This is a genomic window from Arthrobacter sp. M4 (assembly GCF_020251205.1).
GTDB lineage: Bacteria > Actinomycetota > Actinomycetes > Actinomycetales > Micrococcaceae > Arthrobacter.
Genome location: NZ_JAIWYX010000009.1, coordinates 128,000 through 148,898, shown reverse-complemented (window position 1 = coordinate 148,898; position 20,899 = coordinate 128,000). Strand labels below are relative to the sequence as shown.

Below are 20,899 nucleotides of genomic sequence, written 5' to 3'. Positions count from 1 at the left end.
GTGCCACAAGGAAAGGACACCTACGTGCGCAAGGTTTTTCAGGAAGAGCTCACCCAAGTTGGTGAGGACCTCATCGAGATCTCAAAGCTGGTGACCGAGGCGATCACAAAGGCCACGAACGCGTTCGAGGGTGCCGACATCGACATTGCCCAGGATGTCATCGCTGCTGACGCCCGGATCGATTTCCTCCAGACCAGCCTGGACGAGCGGGCGATCGACATTTTGGCTCTCCAGGGCCCCGTGGCCAGCGACCTTCGAATGATTGTGGGATCACTGCGCATGAGCGCCTCGCTGGAGCGCATGGGTGATCTTGCGCGCCACGTCGCCCAGCTCGCCCGGCTCAGGTTCCCGGCCACGGTCATTCCAGCCTCCCTTACGAACACCTTCCGGGACCTGGCCCGCCTGGACATTGAGTTGGCCGGAAAGGTCACTGAACTGCTGGAAACCCGGGACCTGGAAGTAGCCCGGGAAATCCTCAAGATCAACATCACGGTGGACGACCTGCACCTGGGTGTCTTCAGGGCCATTGCCGCCCACGACTGGAACGAGACGCCCGCCACCACCGTGGACGTCGCCCTGGCAAGCCGCTACTTCGAACGCTTCGCGGACCACGGCGTTTCCGTAGCCCGCAAGGTCACCTACCTGGTGACCGGCGAATGGCAGCCGCAGGGCTTCGGCGACGGCTAAACCCACGCCAAGCACGAAAGCGTCCGGTCACCTTGGGGGTGACCGGACGCTTTCGATTAACCGCGGAGCCAGGATCCCGGCTGAGCTGCGTCTAAGGTTGGGCCACACCGTCAGGGTTCCCTGGCCGAGCTTGCGAGGCCAGGGGGACGGTGGGGAGGAACGACCGAGCAGCCAGCGGGATTCAGGCGGAGCCCTACTTCTTGCCCTGCGCAGCCACTGCCTTGATGGATTCGGCTGCCGCTTCCGGGTCGAGGTAGGTGCCACCCGGGTTGAGCGGATTGAAGTCCTCGTCGAGCTCGTATACCAGCGGGATGCCAGTGGGAATGTTCAAGCCCGCGATGTCTTCGTCGCTGATGCCGTCCAGGTGCTTCACCAGTGCTCGCAGGGAGTTGCCGTGCGCTGTGACCAGGACCGTTTTGCCGGCCTTGAGGTCTTCCTTGATGTCCGATTCCCAGTACGGCAGGAGGCGGACCAGCACGTCCTTGAGGCACTCGGTGCGCGGCAGCGCGTCACCCAGATCGGCGTAACGCGGGTCGTTCGCCTGGGAAAACTCGCTGTCGTCGGAGAGTGCCGGCGGCGGGGTGTCGTAAGACCGGCGCCATTCCATGAACTGGTCTTCGCCGAATTCGGCCAGGGTCTGCGCCTTGTTCTTTCCCTGCAGGGCGCCGTAGTGGCGCTCGTTGAGGCGCCAGTCGCGCTTGACGTCGATCCAGCCGCGGTCCGCCTTGTCCAGGGCGATGTTCGCTGTGTTGATGGCCCGCTTCAGGCGGGAGGTGTAGAGGATGTCCGGGAGAATGTTGTTCTCAACCAGGAGCTCCCCGCCACGGAGGGCTTCCGCACGGCCTTGGTCATTAAGATCGACGTCCACCCAGCCGGTGAACAGGTTCTTGGCGTTCCAGTCGCTGTGACCGTGCCGCAGCAGAATCAGCTTGTAAGTCATGGTTGTCATCCTAACCGAGCGCATCCCGGCGTTGCCGGGCGTTACGGACGGCCCAGGATGAACAGTTGGCGACGTCAGGGAGCACCGGCACTCCCGCTACCCTTGGATGGTGGTGCAAAAGGCTGAACGGGTGCGGGGCAGGCAGGGAAAACCCGTCGGCAACATCACCCGGGGCACCACCAGCCCCAACCGTATGCGACGCCTTGACCGCTGGCTGGCCGGACCACAGTCCTGGCGGCTTCGCGCCGCCGTCGACCCTTTGGTGGTGGATCTGGGCTACGGCGCCTCGCCAGCCACCGCCGTCGAACTCTTTGAACGCCTCAAGGCGGTAAGGCAGGACGTCAAGGTGTGCGGCGTGGAGATCGAACCTGGACGGGTGGAGGCTGCTAAGCCGCTGGAACGGCCCGGGCTATCCTTCGCGCTGGGCGGCTTCGAGGTGCCTGTTCCCGGTTCACCCGTCCTGGTTCGCGCGTTCAATGTGCTGCGCCAGTACAACGAGGCGGATGTTGGCTCCATCTGGTCCCTGGTCCAGTCCCGATTGTCCAGCAACGGACTCTTCATCGATGGGACTTGCGACGAAATCGGGCGCCGCATGACGTGGGTGGCCCTTGACCGGCACCAGCCACTGAGCCTCAGCATCTCGGTGCGGTTCGGCAGCATGGAATTGCCGTCCGACGTCGCCGAACGACTGCCTAAAGCCCTCATCCACCGGAATGTTCCGGGCGAAAAGATCCACAGCTACCTGCAGGCTTTGGACCGGGCCTGGTTGGAAGCTGCGCCGCTGGCGGCGTTCGGAAAGCGCCAGCGCTGGGCAGCGATGTGCCGCGGAATGCTCGACGCCGGGTGGCCGCTTATCGATGGGCCGTCACGATGGCGTCTGGGTGAGGTGACGGTGGGGTGGGAGTCAGTCGCCCCCGACTAGTGCCTTGCGGAGGCCAGCCCTACCAAGGACCATACGGACCGGTGCTGCGGTTGCCGCCGCGGCCGGTTTCCCTGACTGCCGGACGCACATCGGCGAGGTAGACGCTGGATGCGGTTACGGCGATCAGGCCAAAAAGTCCCAGTCCGCCGGGGCTGCCGGAGAGCACCGTGATGAGGCCAACCGCAGCCGCACCACCGGTCAGTGCCAGCCAGAACGGCTTAGTCCGCTTGGACGCTGCTTCGAAGGCGTTCGGCCTGTGCCGGAGGCAATCGACGAATGCCCACAGCTCGAGTCCGAAGGCCACAAGGCCCATCACATAGAACACGAAACTCTGCACTACATCGATCAGCATTTTTCCGTCCACTCCCCCAGCCTAGCTGTCCAAGGACTTCAGCGCTTGTTCGAGGTCGGCCCAGAGATCTTCGACGTTTTCAATGCCAACACTGAGCCGAATCAGGTTGTCCGGGACGCTGTGCGGTTCAGCGGCGTGGCGGCGGCGGCGCTCGATGAGTGACTCCACGCCACCCAAGGAAGTGGCAGGCAGCCAGAGTTCCAGGGCTGCGATTAGTCGGTCCGCCGCATGGGCACCGCCCCCTCGCCGGTCCCCGGAAATTTGGATACACAGGATGGATCCAAACCCTTTCATCTGCGCCTTGGCCCGTTCATAGCCGGGGTCGCTGGGCAGTCCCGGGTAGCGGATGGCCTCCACACGGGGGTGGTCCTTCAACCGTTCCGCCAGGATGGCTGCGGAAGCCTGGGAACGTTCGATCCGGAGCGCAAGGGTCCGCAAGCCGCGCAGGGCCAGGAAGGCTTCGAACGGACCGGCGATGCCTCCGTGGACGATGCGGTGGTGGAGCAGGGAGGCCCGCAGTTTAGGGTCGGACGTCACCAAGGCACCGAGTACGACGTCGGAGTGGCCCGCCAGGTATTTGGTCACCGAGTGCAGGACAATGTCCGAGCCAAAGCTCAGCGGCTGCTGCACTAGCGGGGTGGAGAAGGTGTTGTCAGTAACAACAATCGCGCCAACGGCGTGGGCGGCCCCGGTCAGCTCGGAAACCTCGGCGATGCCCAGCATAGGGTTGGTGGGGCTTTCCAACCAGAGCATGGAGGCGGGTTTACCGCCGTCGGGGGCGATCATGGCTTTAACGGCGTCGGTGTCCGCAATGTCCACGGTACGGAGCTCAAGGAAGCCTTTGTCAGCGAGTTCGCCAGCCATCATGAGCGAGCCGGAGTAGCTATGCGAGGGCATGACCACTGCTCCGCCTGCGGGAACCAGCGATAGCGCCGAGCTGACAGCCGCCAGGCCTGAGGCATAGAGCAATCCGGGGAGCGCAGCGCCTTCAAGCTGTGCAAGGGCTTCCTCAAACGGGTCCCATGTGGGGTTGGAGTAGCGTCCGTACCCACGATCATGGTCGCCCAACGGTCCGGTGCCAAAATACGTGGAGGACAGCACGATCGGCGGATTGACTGGCGCGTCGTGGCCGCGGTCAGGCCGGCCGGCGGCTACCACCACGGTTTCAGGAGACAATGCCGCCGCGCGTTCCTCGGAAAGACTCATGCCTCCAAGCCTACGTGCGGGCGCGTCGGCCAAGGTAACTGTGCAGGCGAGTGCCGATGTGGGGCTGTCAGTGATCCTCGATAGGCTAGAGCAGTGAAGATCAACAGTCCTGGCACGCCCTACTTTGGCGAAGCAGGCGCCAGCGCGCACGGTGATAGAAACACTCCCAGCGTGACTGACGGACAGGGCAGCGGACTGTTCATCGCTTTTGAGGGCGGCGACGGCGCAGGAAAATCCACCCAGGCGGCAAGGCTTGCCGAGTCGTTGGAAGCGATGGGCTGCAGTGTCCTGCGTACGCGCGAACCCGGCGGTACACCCATCGGCGAGAAATTGCGGTCCCTTGTGCTGGACCACGGCAACGGCACCATCGATACGCGGACCGAGGCCCTTATGTTCGCGGCGTCACGGGCGGCACACGTAAGCCAGGTCATCGTCCCCGCCCTGGCGAGGGGCGTCGTCGTTATTACGGACCGCTACATCGACTCCTCGGTGGCCTATCAGGGCGCCGGGCGAGGGCTGGGCACGGAGGATGTCCGCAGACTCAACGAATGGGCCACGGAAGGACTTTGGCCAGACCTTACTGTGCTGCTGGACGTCGAGCCAGGACATGGCAGGGAACGCCGTACAGCTGGCGCCGCGGCAGAGGACAGGCTGGAATCCGAGCCCGACGACTTCCATGCACGAATCCGTACTGCATTCCTGGACCTTGCGGAAACGCGTCCGCGTGAATACCTGGTGCTCCCGGCCAACCGACCCATAGACGAGCTGGCGGCAGCCATCCTGGAACGGGTGAAGGCGCTGCTCGGGGCGTCCAGATGACGGTCTGGGACGACCTCCAGGGCCAGGCGCCCGTTGTGGCACAGCTGCGCCAGGCGTCCCAGGGCGAGGGGCTCACCCACGCGTGGCTATTCACCGGTCCGCCAGGCTCGGGCCGATCCAACGCTGCCAAAGCCTTTGCCGCTGCACTGAACTGCGAGCAGGACGACGTCACCCTCAGGGGCTGCGGGGAATGCCATACCTGCCACACGATCCTTGGCGAAACGCACTCCGACGTCACGTTCGTGCGGACTGAGAAGCTGACCATCACCATTGCGGAGGCCCGCGAGCTGGTGGCCAAGGCCGGGGACCGCCCCTCGACCGCACGCTGGAGGATCATCGTCGTCGAGGATGCAGACCGGATGCCGGAACGCACCACCAACGTGCTGCTGAAAGCCATCGAGGAGCCGACGCCGCGAACCATCTGGATGCTGTGTGCACCGTCTCCGGCAGATGTACTGGTCACTATCCGCTCGCGCTGCCGGCCCGTCACCCTGAGGCTCCCGCCAGCGGCCGACGTCGCGGCCCTTTTGGTGAGGCGCGACGGCGTCGACCCTGAACTGGCCGAGCGGGCCGCACGGGCGGCCCAAAGCCACATCGGAATCGCCCGCCGCTTGGCACAGGATGCCGGTGCCCGGGAGCGAAGACTTGAAACCGTGCGGGCTCCCCTGCAACTGCGGGGCGTTACCGCCGCCATCATGATGGCCGAAAAACTGGTGAAGATCGCCACTGACGAGGCGGACAGCTCCAACGTGGAACGCGACGCCGCTGAGAAGGCCGCGTTGCTGGCCAGCTTGGGGGCTCCGGACACGGGGACGCTTCCGCCCGCCATGCGCAGCCAGCTGAAGCAGCTTGAGGACGACCAGAAGCGCCGGGCCAAGCGCTCCATCACGGATTCACTGGACCGGACGCTCACGGATCTGCTTTCCTTCTATCGCGACGTCCTTGTCATTCAGCTGGGGAACGCCGTGGACTTGGTCAACGTTGAACTGAGGGGCGAGCTGGAGGAATACGCGGCTCGCACAACCCCGGAGACCACGCTCGCCAGGATGGACGCGGTCAACACTGCGCGAGTCCGGATCACCACCAGCAACGTCGCGCCTTTGCTGGCTGTTGAGTCCATGGCCACCAGCCTGATCCAAAAGTAGCCTGCCCACCCGCCAGCCCTGCCCCGAGACGCGTAGCAGCTCGCCACGCGGTCAGCCTAGGAGAACAAGCATGAATCCCGCTCGACGACGGACCACAGCTCCCGCCGCCACAGCCGGCATGCGCCGCAGGAACCTCAAGCGGGTCCTGTCCCTTATGGCCGCTGCCATCGTTGCAACCCTGGTACTCAGTGGCTGCGTGTTCTCCTGGTCACCGCCTTCGTCGGACACCCAAAAGAATTCGGCAGGCGCTGATCCTTCGATCGTGGCTTCCGCTCCCAAGGGTCTGGAAGAGTTCTACTCGCAGCGGGTGGACTGGACATCCTGCGAGAAGGGGTTCCAATGCGCCAACATCAAAGTGCCGCTGGACTACTCCAAGCCCGATGCCGGCAACATCACCATCGCGGCCATCCGCCTCGCCAGTAAGGGAACCAAAAAGGGGTCGCTCCTGGTGAATCCCGGCGGCCCGGGCGCATCCGGCTATGACTTCGTCAAAGACGCTGGGCAGTCGCACTTCACCAACAAGCTGCGTTCCAACTACGACCTGGTTGGCTTCGACCCCCGCGGAGTGAAGCGCTCGGCACCCGTAAAGTGCCTTACTGACGCGGAGCGGGACGCCAATAGGCAGCAGAACTTCCGCTTGGACACGGATCAGGGCCTCGATGCCGCCATGGCAGACAACCGGAATATCATCACCAAATGCGTTGATAAGACGGGGCCTGTTTTGGCGCACATCGACACGCAGAGTGCGGCAAAGGACCTGGATGTCCTGAGGGCCGTGCTGAACGACGCGAAGCTGAACTACATCGGCTTTTCCTACGGGACGTTCCTAGGCTCCACCTACGCCAGCCTCTTCCCGGACAACGTTGGCCGGGTGGTCCTTGACGGCGCCGTCGACCCCTCGCTCAGCAACGAGGAGCTCACGTCCGGCCAGGCCAAGGCCTTTGAGAAGGCCATCCACAGTTACGTGGCCTATTGCCTCAACAATGCCGGATGCCCCCTCAGCGGCACCGTCGACGACGGCGTGCAGCAGATCCGTGACCTGATCGCCGCGGTCGACCAGACCCCCAGAAGGGCCAGCGACGGACGACTGGTCACCGGAACGGCGTTTGTAAGCGGCGTGATTACGCCCCTCTATAACAACGAAAACTGGCCTGTGCTTACGCAGGCACTGGAAAGCGCCATGCAGGGTGACGTCACCCCAATGCTGCGTGTAGCCGACTTCGCAGCCGACCGCAGCCCCGACGGCACCTACAGTTCCAACTCGACGTTCGCCTTCAACTCGATCAACTGCCTCGACTACCCCATGGTGAGCGACACCGCCAGCATGCGTGCTGAAGAGGCAAGGCTAAAGCAGGATTCTCCAACCTTCGGGTACTTCTTCGCATACGGCGGCATCAACTGCAAGGAATGGCCCTACAAGCCAGTGCGAACGCCCGGCCCCGCCAAATACACGGGTGACTCCCCGATCGTGGTGATCGGCACCACCGGCGACCCCGCAACCCCTGTCCAATGGGCGTCGTCGTTGCGCGATCAGCTGGGCAAGGCCTCACTGCTCACATGGAAGGGCGAGGGCCACACAGCCTACGGGCGCTCCAACTCCTGCGTCGCCAACGCGGTGGACAACTACTTGGTGGATGGAAAGGTTCCGTCGGACAAGACCACGTGCTAGGGCGTGCGGGGCTCCAGGAGTGCCGGCAAGTCCTTGACTGAACCCACGACGGCGGTGGCACCCGCTGTGCGCAGCGTCGCCTCTGAGTGCTGGCCGGTCAGGACTCCGGCCACCACGGACGCCCCGGCGCGCAATCCGGACAGCACATCGGCACTGGTATCACCCACCACCGCGACGTTCCTGACGTCGTCGAGGTCCAAGGCGAGCACGGCCGTAAGGATCATGTCCGGGTAGGGGCGGCCCCGACCCGCGTCCGCAGGGCAAAGACTCAGGTCAGCCAGTCCCATCCAGCCAAGGGACTCCAGCACCACGTTTTGCGTGTGGCGGCCAAAGCCTGTGGCCAAGCAGACCTTGATTCCTGCGTCGCGCATCCACGCTATGGTTTCCTCGGCCCCAGGGATCGGTTTGATCCCACCGTGGGCGATGAGTTCGTCGTAGGCCTGCTCGAACAGCTTGTTGGCGTTCCGGGCGGTGTCAGGGTCCTCGAACAGATGGCTGAAAACGGCCATTTTGGAGTAGCCCATGGTTTCGCGCGTGTAAGCGAGCATGTCCTCGAACCTCGCGGAACCGGGCTCCACCCCGGACTCGGCAAGGGCCAAAGACATTGCCCGTTCGGTGCGGCCTCCGTCCGTTACCGTGGTGCCCACCATGTCCAGGACTGCCAGGCTCAGGTGTTGCTCGGACGCGCTCCCACCGCCATGCCGATGTGCCCGGAAAGTACTGATGTCCATGCGCGTTCCGCCCTCCTGGAAATCGGCCGCGTGTGGGGTGCGGCCACGGTAGGTTTCAGCGTCCACCCGGCGCAGAACGGCGGCCTAAACCCTGCCGGACGGATGGATGAACAGTGAAACAACGGCTGACCTTGGAAAACCGTCGACCGTTGGGCAGCGGAGCGCGTTTGGCCCATGCTCAAGGCGGTCCGAACAGCCACCACCGGCGGCTAGCTCGTTTTGACCTTGGCGCTGGGGCTCAACTACAGTTGTGTCTTGCGTGATCAGCCGGAAACGGCGATTGCACGCGGTGCCTCCTTAGCTCAGTCGGTAGAGCGTCTCACTCGTAATGAGAAGGTCGCCGGTTCGATTCCGGCAGGAGGCTCAGCTTCCTGAAATGGCGGTGGACTTCGGTCCGCCGCCATTTTGCTTTTACCCGCTGATAGTTCGGGCACCTCAGACATGACGCGGAGACGACGGCGGCCCCGCACTCGAGTGCGGGGCCGCTGCGTTTCTAATCCGGACGCCAGGCTTTGGGGCGGCGTTTGAGGCTCCGCGCCTTAGGCGAAGTCTGAAACCGCAGGGTTCGGGCCGATGCGGCCTTCGGCGCCCCGGTCCAGGTCATTGATGGCCGCGATGTCTGCCTCGTCCAGCGTGACGTTCAGCGCAGCGAAGTTCTCCTGGATGCGGGACTCGGTGACTGACTTGGGGATGACCACGTTGCCGATGGCCAGGTGCCAAGCGATTACCACCTGGGCGGGCGTAGCACCGTGCTTGGCCGCAATTTGGGCGATCGCCGGGTCGCCCAACAGTTCACCACCCTGTCCCAGCGGAGACCAGGCCTGGGTGAGGATTCCGTTGGCGGCACCAAAACTGCGCAACTCCGCCTGGTTGAAGAACGGGTGCAGTTCGATCTGGTTGATGGCCGGAACTACACCGGTCTCCTCGATGATGCGCTGCAAGCCCTCAACGGTGAAGTTGGAGACACCAATGGACTTGACCTTGCCCTGCTTCTGGAGCTCGATGAGGGCCTTCCAGGTGTCCACGAACTTGTCCTGCTTGGGCTGCAGCCAGTGGATCAGGTACAGGTCGAGGGTCTCGAGCCCAAGACGGTCCAGCGACTCGTCGAAGGCCTTCAGCGTCGAGTCGAAGCCCTGATCGGAGTTCCATAGCTTGGTGGTGATGAACAGCTCTTCGCGGGACAGGCCCGAGCTGGCAATCGCCCGACCGACGCCTGCCTCGTTGCCGTAAATCTTGGCAGTGTCAATGTGACGGTAGCCGGCCTCAAAGGCTTGGCGGACCACCTTTTCGGCTACATTGTCTTCAACCTGCCACACCCCGTAGCCGAGCTGGGGGATGGCGTTGCCGTCGTTGAAAGTCAGGTTCGGTGACGAAGTCATGGATTCCATCCTGCCAGTCATGAACTGCATCCGGCCAAGGAAAGTCATACAGCTAAGCTAGGCGCGAAATTGTTGCAGGCTGGGAATAACCGCACGTGCAGCTATCTTTCCGGGCGATCTAGCTGTTGAGTAGTTGCTCGGCTGCCTCCACCTGCTCGGCGACGGCCTCAGCACGACGCCAGACAGATACAGCCCCCACCGGCACCGGACCCACTGCGAGCCGCAGCATCGCGGCGGCCTCCGCCGTCGTCGCTAATGAGTTCCCGGCACGGGACAGCGCCCGGTGAACGCCAGCCAGGGATCCGGGAACGTCAAGGCCGTCGCTGGGGCAGCGCCTCTGCGCCTCAATACAGACCACCCGTACGCGGGACGAAAGGTCAGCCAAGGCGTTAGCCACTTCCACCAGTTCCAGGTACAAGGGGTCGTCCTCAAAGCCCTCAAGGACCTGGTGGTACCGGTCAAGGCCACGGATGAAGCGATCGTGGGCGCGCCGCCATAAGCCCTTGCCGAGCTCCGCGTCGTCTTTCCGTCCTTGGCGGACGGCCCCCAGGAATCCCACGACCGACTTCACAAGTACTGGCCGGGTCCGTGGTCCCGATCGTCCTGGGCAGCGGCCTGCTGGGCGTGCTCACCGACGGGTGCGCGCTGCGGTTCGCCATTTTCACCGATCACGACGCCGGGGGCTATGACGGTGCCGGGCGGCAGCTGACGCATTTGCAACTGTGCGGCAGCGTGCTCTCGCGCAGCATGCTGGGCGGCGATGGCCGTCTGGATGCCGTGGAAAAGTCCTTCCAACCAGCCAACTAGCTGGGCCTGGGCGATTCGCAGCTCCGCATCGGAGGGAGCCCCGGCTTCCGGGAAAGGCAGGCTGATCCGCTCCAGCTCATCCACGAGTTCCGGGGCCAGGCCATCCTCAAGCTCTTTGATGGAACGCTCGTGGATTTCGGCCAGTCGTCCCCGGGCGGCGTCGTCCAGGGGAGCGCTCTTCACTTCCTCCAAAAGCTGGCGAATCATGGTGCCGATCCGCATCACCTTGGCAGGTTGATCCACGAGGTCCTGCAGGCTGGTTCCCTTGGTTCGGCTTCCTGCCTTGTCCGCGGAACCGCCTGCGGCATCACTGTGTGGCTGCGGCCGACCATTGGCTGCATCAAGGGTGGTGCCCTCTACGGGAATGTCATCCGTGGGCTGGTTTGCGGGCTGAGTGTCCGGCAGATCGCTCATCTGTTCATACTCTCATGCTGTGATGACCCGACCTGCGGGATGACCGGAATTTGGGATTCGTCCTTAGCGAAATAGCGCCGCCATGGATAGCCCCGCCGCGCCCGGCCACTTAACGGGCAGGGAGTTAACGGGCAGGGAGCCCTCCCAGCGTTTTTCGACCAGGCAGGGCTCCCTGGATCATGCTCTGAGCCATCGACTCAGCAGCACCGTCCTTGAGGGGACGTATCCTGCCGATCTGTCCGGTCGCGCCAGAATTCACGTTCGGTCATAGGCGGAAACGCGTGCCCCGCTTCGTGGTGGTGGGCTAAGTACTTGCGGTACGCGTCCGCTCCCAGGACGCCTTCAAGGTAGCCCACCAGCCCACGAAGCCTGACTGCGAACTGGCGCATCAGTGATGTCCTGCCTGCTGCAGCCGCTTCCCTGCCGGCAGGGCGTTCCACTCGGCCATGAGTTCGCGCTCAGCAGGAGTGGGAACGAGGCCGGCGGGAGCAAAGACGCGCGATGGCTTGGCCGGGTCTTCGTGGTCCGTTCCACCGCCTGCGCGGAGGGACTTCACCGTGGCTACCAAGGCAGTCAGGATCACCACAATGCTGAGGACAACGAACACTACTGACAGGACGCCCTGGATCATCGTATTCCGAACGACGGCTTCCATCGCGGCCACCGTCTTGGCTGTGCCGAAGGAGGTTTTGCCCTCCGCGAGCGCCTTTGCGAAGGCGGCGTTGTTGGCAAAGTAACCTACCGCCGGAACCGGCAAGAAGATCTTGTGGAAGCTCGCCGTGATGGTCACAACTGCGGCAAATGCGAGGGGGACGGCGGGGATCCAAAGGAATTTGAAGGTTCCCTTCTTTGCCGCGATAGCCAGGCAGACAGCCAATGCAATAGCCGCCAGCAGCTGGTTGGCGATGCCGAAGAGCGGGAAGAGAGTGTTGATGCCGCCCAAAGGATCGGTGACGCCCATCAGCAGGACTGCACCCCAAGCTGCCACCATCACAGCTGTGCACAACCAGGCGCCGGGGCGCCAGGAGGCTTCCTTGAACTTCGGGACGAAGTTGCCGATGGAGTCCTGCAGCATGAAGCGCGCTACCCGGGTGCCGGCGTCGACCGCCGTCAGGATGAACAGCGCCTCGAACATGATGGCGAAGTGGTACCAGAAAGCCATCATCGCCGGACCGCCGATGAACTGCTGCATGATGTGCGCCAATCCCACGGCAAGGGTCGGGGCTCCGCCCGAACGCGAAACGATGGTGGATTCGCCGACGTCCTTGGCAGTCTGGGCCAACACGTCAGGCGTCAGGCTTACGTTGGCGAGGCCGAGGCTGTTGACCCATTGGGCAGCCGTTTCCACCGTGCCTCCAGTCAGCGCCGCGGGAGCGTTCATGGCGAAGTAGATGCCTCGGTCGATCGAAATCGCCGCCACAAGTGCCATGATCGCGACGAACGACTCCATCAGCATGCCGCCGTAGCCGATGAACCGGGTTTGCCGCTCCTTCTCGATCAGTTTGGGTGTAGTGCCAGAGGAAATCAGCGCATGGAAGCCGGAGAGCGCGCCGCAGGCGATGGTCACGAAGAGGAAGGGGAACAGGGCTCCGGAGAAGACAGGGCCGTTCTCCTTGCCGGCGAATTCGCTGAATGCCGGCACAGTGATCTCAGGGCGGACCACCACGATGGCAACAGCCAGCATCACGATGACGCCGATCTTCATAAACGTGGACAGGTAGTCTCGCGGTGCCAGCAGGAGCCACACGGGCAATACCGCTGCGATGAACCCGTAGACGATAATTCCCCATGCAATGGTCACCCGGTCCAGGTGGAAGAAGGCGGCACCCCATTCCGTATCTGCGACAAATCCGCCGCCGATGATGGCAGCCATGAGCAACACAAAGCCGATAAGCGAGACCTCCATGACCTTGCCAGGCCGGATGAAGCGCAGGTAGACGCCCATGAAGAGGGCGATTGGAATGGTCATGCCAACCGAGAAAACGCCCCACGGGCTTTCACCCAGGGCGTTCACCACTACTAGGGCCAGGATGGCCACGATGATAATCATGATCAGCAGCGTGGCGACCAGAGCTGCCGTTCCGCCAATAACGCCCAGTTCCTCGCGAGCCATCTGGCCAAGCGAGCGTCCGCCGCGGCGCATCGAAAAGAACATCACCAGATAGTCCTGGACTGCCCCGGCCAGGACGACGCCGACCACAATCCAGATCGTGCCGGGCAGGTATCCCATCTGCGCCGCAATCACCGGACCAACCAGCGGTCCGGCGCCGGCGATGGCTGCGAAATGGTGGCCGAAGAGGACGTTCCGGTCAGTGCGAACAAAGTCCTTGCCGTCCGCCTTGTACTCCGCTGGAGTGGCCCTGCGGTCGTTGGGCTTGAGGAGGTAGCGCTCGATGACCTTGGAGTAGAAGCGGTAGGCGATGAAGTACGTACACACCGAGGCAAAAACAAACCAAATTGCGTTGACAGTCTCGCCACGCACAAGTGCCAGCATGATCCATGCCAGGCCTCCAAGCAACGAAATCACCGCCCAGAGGCCAATCTTGGCGGGTGTCCAGCCGCGTTCTTCAGCTTCCCGGACGTCGTCGTCCAAAGCCGGGGGCGGCAGCGAAGGCTCGTGGGAAAGTATGTCCGCCGCTCCTCCCGCCATTTGGGTTGCATCGGGCCGCTGGGTTGCATCGGGCCGTTGATCCATGTCTCCTCCTTGAGTGCCGCCGGGCAGGCAATGCCGGAGAGCAAGCTAGCAGAGCACTATGACCCAGAACACAACGGCGCCCCGGTGTGTGGAGGAAATGCGATGAGCGGCATTGGTTGTGCGGTGAGCGTCAGGCCCCGTTCTGTTCCAGCTGCATCATTCTCGCCTCGCACAGGTCCAGCCAGCGCAGTTCCGCCTCCGCATGGAAGATCAAGGAATCGAGGATCAAGAGGGTGGCCGTGTCCGAAGCCCTTTGGTTGGCCGATGTCTCACGGCGGGCTTTGGTGTAGTCCTGGAGGACCGCAAGGGTGGCTGCGCGCTGGGCCGTGATGACGGCTGCCACGTCAACTCCAGGAAGAGTGACGGCCAGCGCCATTTTGATGGCCAGTTCGTCACGGGGCGGGTCGGAACGCCCGACGGCGGACGCGAACCACTGGTCCGCTTCGGCGCGTCCCGCCGCGGTCAGGTCGTAGATGACGCGCGTGTCGCCGTCGTCGGAGTTTTCCTCGCTGCGGACCAGGCCGTCCCGCTCCAGGCGGTCCAGCGTTGTGTAGACCTGGCCAATGTTCAAGGGCCAGGCGCGCCGGGTACGGGTTTCAAACTCGCTCCGCAACTGGTAGCCGTGGCGAGGCTGATGGTACAGAAGCGCAAGAATGCTGTGGCGGATGGACATCTTTCCTCCTACAGCACCAGGAGGACCTTGCCCACATGGTCGCCGCTGTCAAAGTACTCATGCGCCTGGCGGACCTGGTCCAGCGGGAAGGTCTTGGCTACCAAGGGTTTGACGCGCCCGTCGGTGAGCAGCGGCCACACATGCTCACGCACGGCGTTCATGATGATGCCCTTTTCCGCGACAGGACGGGGCCGCAGGGCCGTTGCTATTACCGCCGCGCGCTTGGACAGCAGCTTGCCCAGGTCGATTTCCGCCTTGGTGCCGCCCTGCAGGCCGATGACAATGAGCCTGCCGTAGTCCGCCAGCGCCTCAATGTTCTTTGCCAGGTACTTGGCACCAACCACGTCCAGGATCACGTCCGCTCCGTGGCCGCCGGTGTTTTGCTTGAGGATTTCGGGGAAGTCTTCTTCAGCGTAGTTGATGGCGATGTCCGCACCGAGGAAAGCCTTGGCGGTGCCGACTTTCTCCTCGGTTCCGGCGGTTGTTGCCACGCGTGCGCCCATTGCCTTGGCCAACTGGATGGCCATGGTGCCGATGCCGCCCGTAGCCCCATGGATCAACACCGTCTCACCGGGTTGCAGTTGGGCGGTCATAACCAGGTTGGAGTAGACGGTGGCGGCCACTTCGGGGAGGGCTGCCGCCGTGACCAGGTCGACGCCGTCGGGAACCCTGAGAACCTGCTCCGCAGGCGCGGCCACCTGCTGGGCGTAGCCGCCGCCGGCCAGCAGGGCGACAACCTTGTCCCCCACGGAAAATGGCTTGCTGACGTTGGGGCCGAAGGCCGCAACGCGGCCAGAGACCTCCAGCCCCGGGATCTCGGATGCCCCCGGCGGAGGTGGATAGTAGCCCCGCCTCTGCTGTACATCCGCGCGGTTCAAGCCCGCGGCGACGACGTCGATGAGCACCTCTCCCGGGCCAGGCACCGGTGACGGGACGTCCCGGACTTCGAGCACTTCTGGACCGCCCGCTTGGGCGATGAACACGGCCTTCATTTACGACCTCCGATCCCTGCCGCCCCGGGCCGATGATGTTGTCCACCCGGAAAATTCGGCCGAAAGTTTTTGTTGCAGCCAACTGCTATGAAACACTACTAGGCAGGGAAGGTTGTCCGAGCGGCCGAAGGAGCTGGTCTTGAAAACCAGTAGGCGGCAACCCCGCCTCATGGGTTCAAATCCCATACCTTCCGCAACAGGTCAGGGCCCCGGTGCTGGTTATCAGCTCCGGGGCCCTGACGTTTCTCCTCAGGCTTCCCCCGGGCCATTGAAACCTGTCATACCCCGGCAATAGGGTTCAGAGTGTCTCCACCCGATCAAACACACTTGATCAACACAACTGACTGCCGTGGCGTGCCGCGGAGAGGATAGGAGAGCCACATCATGCCCAAGCCAGACATCACACCCGGAGATCCTTGCTGGGTTGACCTCATGACCTCGGACACGGAGAAGGCCAAGGAGTTTTACGGCGCCCTCTTCGGCTGGACATTCCAAACCGGGGACCAGGAACTTTACGGCGGCTACATCACCGCGTCCAAGGACGGGAAAACCGTGGCCGGGATCATGCAAAAACAGCAGGACATGGCGCAGATGCCGGATGTCTGGTCCACCTATCTTCGAGCAGCAGACATCAACGCCGTCACGGAGGCAGCCCGCGCCAACGGCGGCCAGGTATTCCTCGAACCGATGGATGTGCCGGAACAGGGTTGGATGGCGATGTACGGAGACTCATCCGGTGCCGCTGTGGGCGCGTGGCAGTTTGGCAACCATCAAGGCTACGAGCTGTCCGGCGAACCCGGCACTGTGGTTTGGCTCGACCTTCAATCCAAGGATTACCGTTCGGCGGTCGAATTCTATGAAAGGGTCTTCGGCTGGGAAACGGTGGTTGAGAGCGACACCCCCGAGTTCCGTTACACCACCTTGGGCTCGGGCGACGACGCGAAGGCAGGAATCATGGATGCGTCCGGGTACCTGCCTGAAGAAGTGCCCTCCTCGTGGCAGGTCTACTTTGGCGTGGACAACGTCGACGCCACGGTGGAGCAGGCCGTCTCCCTGGGTGCAACCGTGATCGAAGCGCCCGTGGACACACCATACGGCCGCATGGCCACGCTCACCGACCCTACGGGTGCCCTGTTCAAGCTCAATCAGGTGGAGAACCAGGCCGGCTAGGATTCCCGCCGGGCTGGTTTCACAGCCCCAGAACTGCTTTGGCGATCTCGTCCGCGTCCCGCAGCGTCCTCTGGCCGCTGCGGAACGCGGGCCCAACAGCCGGCAACGCCTGGGCAGCAATGGCCGTCCCCCACTGGGCAGAGGACAACTGCAAGCCGATCACGTATATCCCCTGCGTCACCGAGCCATTCGCGGCAACCGGGCGATATGGATGCGGAACAACGTCCAGGCCAGTAGTCTGCACCGGAGTGCCCTCCGGCGTCATCATGAGCTTGGGCCGGACCAGCCCCTCGGCTATCAACTGACGCATCAGAACGGACTGGCTTGCCGCCACCTTGTTTGCTGGGGCCAAAGCCTCGATAAGGCAGCGTGCGGCCACTGGACCGTCGTGCACCCAAGGTGACGTAGCCGTGAACATCCGGCTCTTGCGATCGATGCTGAACTTTGGATCTGGCCCAACAAAGCCAACCACGCCCGCCCGGGCCAGGGCAGCCAATTGCTCCGCCCGCAAGGCAGGTGGTCCGCTGGCAAGGCCTTCGACGAACGATTCGAACCAGCCACGCAGTTCGGCGACCCAAGACTCGTCGGTGATGCCGCCGTCGGACACCACGCTCTTCAAGACCGCTCGTCCGGCGTGAAGGGCCAGCACTGCCATCTTCACCGGGTCCGACTCTCCCACGAAGGAGCGGCGTGCGTCATCGTCGAGGTAGTCGATGACTGCACGGTCAAGTTCGTCCCTGGAGTTGAACGATTTGCCTGCCAGCGGAGCGGCGAGGGCCCGGAGATCCAACCGGTGTTTCGGCGACACGTAGTCTGCTACCACTTCGTTGGCCATGGCTTCCCAGTGGTCGGCGGCGTGGGCGTGCGGGCGCATGGCTTCCTCCAGTGCCGCAAGGAAACCCTCCTTCGCCGTCACGGCGTCCGGTTGCCGGGAAACCAGGGTGGTGTAGTACGCCCACAGCGAGTCCCGGTGAAGCAACGGCCACAAGTCGTGGTCGAAACCGGGCAAGATCCCGCCAGCCGTGAAGCGGCGGATAGCCGCCTCCGTGAGGTAGCGAAGACGCAGCGTCGGCGCGTAGTAGGAGTCAAGGCCGGCCTTGGCACGGTATGGCGTGCCGCGACGGGACGCTGCGATGATACGCGGTTCCTCCCCCGACGGCTCGTAGACGAGGCCTGACTCAGAGTGCCTGAAGGAGCCACCGCGACCCTCCGTCAGCTGCCCCATCACATCAAAGAAATTGAGCCCCATGCCACGAACGAGGACTGGCTCGCCTGCCGGAACCTTGGACCAATCGACGTCGGCAGGGGCTGCGGGCGGGAAGTAGCTGAGGCCGAGGTCGCTCGCGGCAACTGCAAAGGAACGCTGCTCAGGATTCAGCCTGGATTCCAAGTGGCCCAGGGAGAGGACCACCGCATCCGCCGCCAGCCTGCCGCCGTCAGCCAGCTCCACCGCGAACCGCGCGGCACCGCCTTCCCTGCGCACCGCCGTCGCCTCCGTCTCGTGGAAGCGCAGCGAAACCCCCGGCGGTACTTTCTCCAGCAGGGCGTCCAAAGTAGTCCGGAGATACCTTCCATAAAGCGCCCGGCTGGGGAAGTCCCTGGCTTCGAGGCCTTGGAGTTCGGCGATTTCCTCCGCTGACAGGCCCTCTGTCCGGCCGTCGGCGATGTCCTTCCGCCGCTCCATGCGCCAGGTCTCGAACGAGGAACCGGCCAGCGGCGGCGCCAACGCGGGATCCTCCGGGATGACTGTTGGGTAGAACGATTGGGTGTTCATGAGGTACAGGCGGGACTGCCCCGGTTGCCACACCCGCCCCGGCCCCGCCGGGTAAGGATCGACGACGTCGATGTGCAGCGCCGGGGGCCTGGTTCCTGGGTCCTCCGTCGCCGGGTCGCCGGCAGGCGTGCTTGATAATTCACTGGATGCAGACGCCGCATAATTGGCGAGGAGCCGCTCCAGAACGCTGGTTCCGCGCGGTCCGGCGCCCACCAGCACCACTGTATTGATCCGCGCCTCACTCACGGATTCAAGCCTAACGTCAGTTATCTTGGCTGCTGTTCAGGAACCGCCCCTAGGATGGGGCGATGATCACCACAGCAGATGAGCCACACTTGTCCGAGCCGGAGCGTGAACCGGGCACGGCGGGTCAGCCGGCTGACGAGAATATCTGGTTGGAGGACATCCACGGCGAAGCGCCACTCGCGTGGGTCCGTGAACAGAATGCGCGCACAGAGGAACTGCTGCAGGATGCGGAATACTCGCAGCTCGAACGCAGGATCCTTGAAGTCATGGACTCCACCGACCGCATTCCGATGGTGAACAAACGGGGTGACCACTACTACAACTTCTGGAAGGACGAGAAAAACCCCAAGGGACTTTGGCGTCGTACTACTTGGGAAAGCTACCTAAGTGAGCAAACAGACTGGGAAATCCTGTTGGACGTCGACGCCCTTGCCGCCAAAGAAGGCCAGGAGTGGGTGTTCCACGGAGCTGATTTCCTTCGCCCGGAGGAAGGCCAACCGTACCGGCTGGCCATGCTTTCGCTCTCCCCCGACGGCGGGGACGCCAACCGTCACCGGGAATTCGACGTTGAAACCCTGAGCTTTGTGCCTGCCTCACAGGGTGGCTTTGACATCCCAACGGCCAAGGGCAATGTCGATTGGCTTGACGGAGACACCCTCCTCGTTTCAACGACTGCCGAGGGGCTTCCCGCGACCAGCTCGTCATACGCACGCACCACCGTGAGGCTGCGGCGAAACCAGGCACTTGCCGATGCGGAGCGCATCTTCGAGGTCCCCGAAGACCACATGATGGCCGTCGTCGCGCACGATTCGACGCCGGGTTTCGAACGAACCTTCGCGGTTGACCTCATCGATTTCTACAACCGCACCACGTTCATCCTGCAGAACGGTGGCTGGGCTCCCATCGACGTTCCAACGGATGTCAGCCTCTCGGCCCACCGGGATTGGCTACTGTTCCGTCCCCGGCAGGACTGGGAAGTGGGCGGCGAACTCCACAGGGCAGGATCCTTGCTCGCCGCCAGCTTCAATGGCTTCCTCGCCGGCGAACGGAATCTGGTGGCCCTGTTCACGCCCGACGAACACACGTCGCTCCAGTCCTGGAGTTGGACCCGCGACTTCCTGATCCTGAACCTCCTGCGCGACGTCTCGTCCGAGATCCGGATCCTGACACCGGGCACTTCCGTGTCAGCTTCACCGGTGCCATGGAAGAGTACTTTCCTGGATGCCTGCCCTCCACTCCACGATGTGAACGCCTATGCCGTTGATGATGAAGCGGAGGTTTCCGAAGGGGGCAATGACTATTGGCTCGTTGCCACCGGCTTCACGACACCTACTACACTCATGCGCGGAACACTGGCTGCCTCGGCAGGCTCACATTCGGTGATCAAGGCCTCGCCGTCATTCTTTGATAGCTCGGCATACGAGGTGCAGCAATTCTTTGCACTTTCAGCGGACGGCACCCGAATCCCGTACTTCCAGATCGCTGTGAAGGACCTCGTCCTGGACGGCCAGAATCCCACGCAGCTGTCCGGTTATGGTGGCTTCGAGGTGTCCCGCACGCCGGCCTACAGCGGCGTTGTGGGCCGGGCATGGCTTGAGCGGCGCACTCCGGAAACACCAACTTCGAACAATAACGGGGCTCCAACTGGAACGCATTCACGGGGCGGCGTCTATGTGGTAGCCAACATCCGGGGTGGCGGCGAGTACGGGCCGATGTGGCATCGAGCGGCCCTCCAGGAGAACCGTCACCGCGCCTATGAGGATTTCGCCGCAGTTGCCAAGGACCTCATCTCACGTGGTGTGACCAGCCCGGAACGGCTGGGCTGTGTTGGCGGGTCGAACGGTGGGCTGCTGGTGGGAAACATGCTGACTCAATATCCTGATCTTTTCGGCGCCGTGTCATGCGGCGTGCCCCTCCTGGACATGCGGCGTTACACCAAACTGTCCGCGGGGTATTCGTGGATAGCGGAGTATGGTGATCCCGACGATCCCGCGCAATGGGATTACATCCGAACCTTTTCGCCGTACCACCTTCTGCGGGATGGCGTGGAATACCCGGAGACGTTCATCTGGACAGCGACTTCTGATGATCGTGTGGGACCGGTACAGGCCCGGAAAATGGCCGCAAGGATGCAGGCCATGGGCATTCCTAACATCTGGTACCACGAGACCCTCGAAGGCGGGCACGCTGGCGCCTCCGACAACCGCCAGGCCGCCGCCCTTCAAGCCAGGAGCCACCATTTCCTGTGGAGGACGCTGGCCGGAAGGTCTTGATCGCC

19 protein-coding genes and 2 tRNA genes are annotated in these 20,899 nt (G+C 63.3%); 9 read left to right on the top strand and 12 right to left on the bottom strand.

Features of this window, described 5'->3' with window-relative positions:
• Positions 1–24: 24 nt before the first annotated feature.
• The gene (gene phoU, locus LD110_RS16835) at positions 25–687 is read left to right on the top strand and encodes a phosphate signaling complex protein PhoU (RefSeq protein ID WP_225500250.1); all 663 of its coding nucleotides are present in this window, start codon (positions 25–27) and stop codon (positions 685–687) included.
• Between the two features lie 193 nt (positions 688–880).
• Here the strand turns inward: phoU and LD110_RS16830 are convergent, their stop codons facing one another.
• A complete protein-coding gene (locus tag LD110_RS16830) occupies positions 881–1,627 on the bottom strand; it encodes a phosphoglyceromutase (RefSeq protein ID WP_225500246.1) in 747 nt (248 codons plus the stop codon).
• A 106-nt stretch (positions 1,628–1,733) separates the two neighbouring features.
• Here LD110_RS16830 and LD110_RS16825 point away from each other — a divergent pair, with 106 nt between their 5' ends.
• A complete protein-coding gene (locus LD110_RS16825; RefSeq protein ID WP_225500236.1) occupies positions 1,734–2,549 on the top strand; it encodes a class I SAM-dependent methyltransferase in 816 nt (271 codons plus the stop codon).
• A gap of 19 nt (positions 2,550–2,568) precedes the next feature.
• On the opposite strand, the gene LD110_RS16820 is transcribed toward LD110_RS16825, so the two are convergent.
• Both LD110_RS16820 and LD110_RS16815 read right to left on the bottom strand, forming a co-directional pair.
• Complete coding sequence (locus tag LD110_RS16820; RefSeq protein WP_225500234.1) at positions 2,569–2,913, bottom strand: DUF2516 family protein; 345 nt, start codon at positions 2,911–2,913, stop codon at positions 2,569–2,571.
• Between the two features lie 9 nt (positions 2,914–2,922).
• Positions 2,923–4,107 (bottom strand): PLP-dependent aspartate aminotransferase family protein, encoded by a 1,185-nt coding sequence (locus LD110_RS16815; RefSeq protein WP_225500232.1) that lies wholly within the window; start codon positions 4,105–4,107, stop codon positions 2,923–2,925.
• 171 nt (positions 4,108–4,278) lie between these two features.
• Here LD110_RS16815 and tmk point away from each other — a divergent pair, with 171 nt between their 5' ends.
• The 3 genes from tmk to LD110_RS16800 all read left to right on the top strand — a co-directional run bounded on the left by tmk (position 4,279) and on the right by LD110_RS16800 (position 7,740).
• Entirely contained in the window at positions 4,279–4,926 is a 648-nt protein-coding gene (tmk, locus tag LD110_RS16810; protein ID WP_225500230.1) for a dTMP kinase, read from the top strand.
• The gene (locus tag LD110_RS16805) at positions 4,923–6,071 is read left to right on the top strand and encodes a DNA polymerase III subunit delta' (protein WP_225500226.1); all 1,149 of its coding nucleotides are present in this window, start codon (positions 4,923–4,925) and stop codon (positions 6,069–6,071) included. The genes tmk and LD110_RS16805 overlap by 4 nt, the downstream gene beginning before the upstream one ends.
• Positions 6,072–6,141: 70 nt before the next feature.
• Positions 6,142–7,740: an alpha/beta hydrolase gene (locus LD110_RS16800; RefSeq protein ID WP_374200356.1), complete on the top strand. Its 1,599-nt coding sequence runs from the start codon at positions 6,142–6,144 to the stop codon at positions 7,738–7,740.
• On the opposite strand, the gene LD110_RS16795 is transcribed toward LD110_RS16800, so the two are convergent.
• Positions 7,737–8,471 (bottom strand): HAD-IA family hydrolase, encoded by a 735-nt coding sequence (locus LD110_RS16795; protein ID WP_225500221.1) that lies wholly within the window; start codon positions 8,469–8,471, stop codon positions 7,737–7,739. The genes LD110_RS16800 and LD110_RS16795 overlap by 4 nt on opposite strands.
• 291 nt (positions 8,472–8,762) lie before the next feature.
• On the opposite strand from LD110_RS16795, the gene LD110_RS16790 reads away from it, so the two are divergent.
• A tRNA-Thr gene (locus tag LD110_RS16790) sits at positions 8,763–8,835 on the top strand.
• A gap of 175 nt (positions 8,836–9,010) precedes the next feature.
• On the opposite strand, the gene LD110_RS16785 is transcribed toward LD110_RS16790, so the two are convergent.
• The 7 genes from LD110_RS16785 to LD110_RS16755 all read right to left on the bottom strand — a co-directional run bounded on the left by LD110_RS16785 (position 9,011) and on the right by LD110_RS16755 (position 15,431).
• Positions 9,011–9,850 carry an aldo/keto reductase gene (locus LD110_RS16785; protein WP_225500219.1) on the bottom strand — a complete coding sequence of 280 codons (840 nt, stop codon included), beginning with the start codon at positions 9,848–9,850 and terminating at the stop codon, positions 9,011–9,013.
• A gap of 118 nt (positions 9,851–9,968) precedes the next feature.
• Positions 9,969–10,409: a hypothetical protein gene (locus LD110_RS16780; protein WP_225500210.1), complete on the bottom strand. Its 441-nt coding sequence runs from the start codon at positions 10,407–10,409 to the stop codon at positions 9,969–9,971.
• A gap of 8 nt (positions 10,410–10,417) precedes the next feature.
• Entirely contained in the window at positions 10,418–11,071 is a 654-nt protein-coding gene (locus LD110_RS16775; protein WP_225500208.1) for a bacterial proteasome activator family protein, read from the bottom strand.
• A 197-nt stretch (positions 11,072–11,268) separates the two neighbouring features.
• Positions 11,269–11,460 (bottom strand): YbdD/YjiX family protein, encoded by a 192-nt coding sequence (locus LD110_RS16770; protein ID WP_225500206.1) that lies wholly within the window; start codon positions 11,458–11,460, stop codon positions 11,269–11,271.
• Positions 11,460–13,721 (bottom strand): carbon starvation CstA family protein, encoded by a 2,262-nt coding sequence (locus tag LD110_RS16765; RefSeq protein WP_225500298.1) that lies wholly within the window; start codon positions 13,719–13,721, stop codon positions 11,460–11,462. The genes LD110_RS16770 and LD110_RS16765 overlap by 1 nt, the downstream gene beginning before the upstream one ends.
• A gap of 175 nt (positions 13,722–13,896) precedes the next feature.
• The gene (locus LD110_RS16760) at positions 13,897–14,439 is read right to left on the bottom strand and encodes a PadR family transcriptional regulator (RefSeq protein WP_225500205.1); all 543 of its coding nucleotides are present in this window, start codon (positions 14,437–14,439) and stop codon (positions 13,897–13,899) included.
• Positions 14,440–14,447: 8 nt separating this feature from the next.
• Positions 14,448–15,431: an NAD(P)H-quinone oxidoreductase gene (locus tag LD110_RS16755; protein ID WP_225500203.1), complete on the bottom strand. Its 984-nt coding sequence runs from the start codon at positions 15,429–15,431 to the stop codon at positions 14,448–14,450.
• Positions 15,432–15,537: 106 nt separating this feature from the next.
• On the opposite strand from LD110_RS16755, the gene LD110_RS16750 reads away from it, so the two are divergent.
• Both LD110_RS16750 and LD110_RS16745 read left to right on the top strand, forming a co-directional pair.
• A tRNA-Ser gene (locus LD110_RS16750) sits at positions 15,538–15,625 on the top strand.
• A gap of 190 nt (positions 15,626–15,815) precedes the next feature.
• A complete protein-coding gene (locus LD110_RS16745) occupies positions 15,816–16,601 on the top strand; it encodes a VOC family protein (protein WP_225500201.1) in 786 nt (261 codons plus the stop codon).
• Positions 16,602–16,620: 19 nt separating this feature from the next.
• Here LD110_RS16745 and LD110_RS16740 read toward each other — a convergent pair whose 3' ends face one another.
• On the bottom strand, positions 16,621–18,621 hold the full coding sequence (locus LD110_RS16740) for an FAD/NAD(P)-binding domain-containing protein (protein WP_225500199.1): 2,001 nt from the start codon (positions 18,619–18,621) through the stop codon (positions 16,621–16,623).
• 62 nt (positions 18,622–18,683) lie between these two features.
• On the opposite strand from LD110_RS16740, the gene LD110_RS16735 reads away from it, so the two are divergent.
• Entirely contained in the window at positions 18,684–20,894 is a 2,211-nt protein-coding gene (locus LD110_RS16735; RefSeq protein ID WP_225500197.1) for a prolyl oligopeptidase family protein, read from the top strand.
• Positions 20,895–20,899: the final 5 nt, after the last annotated feature.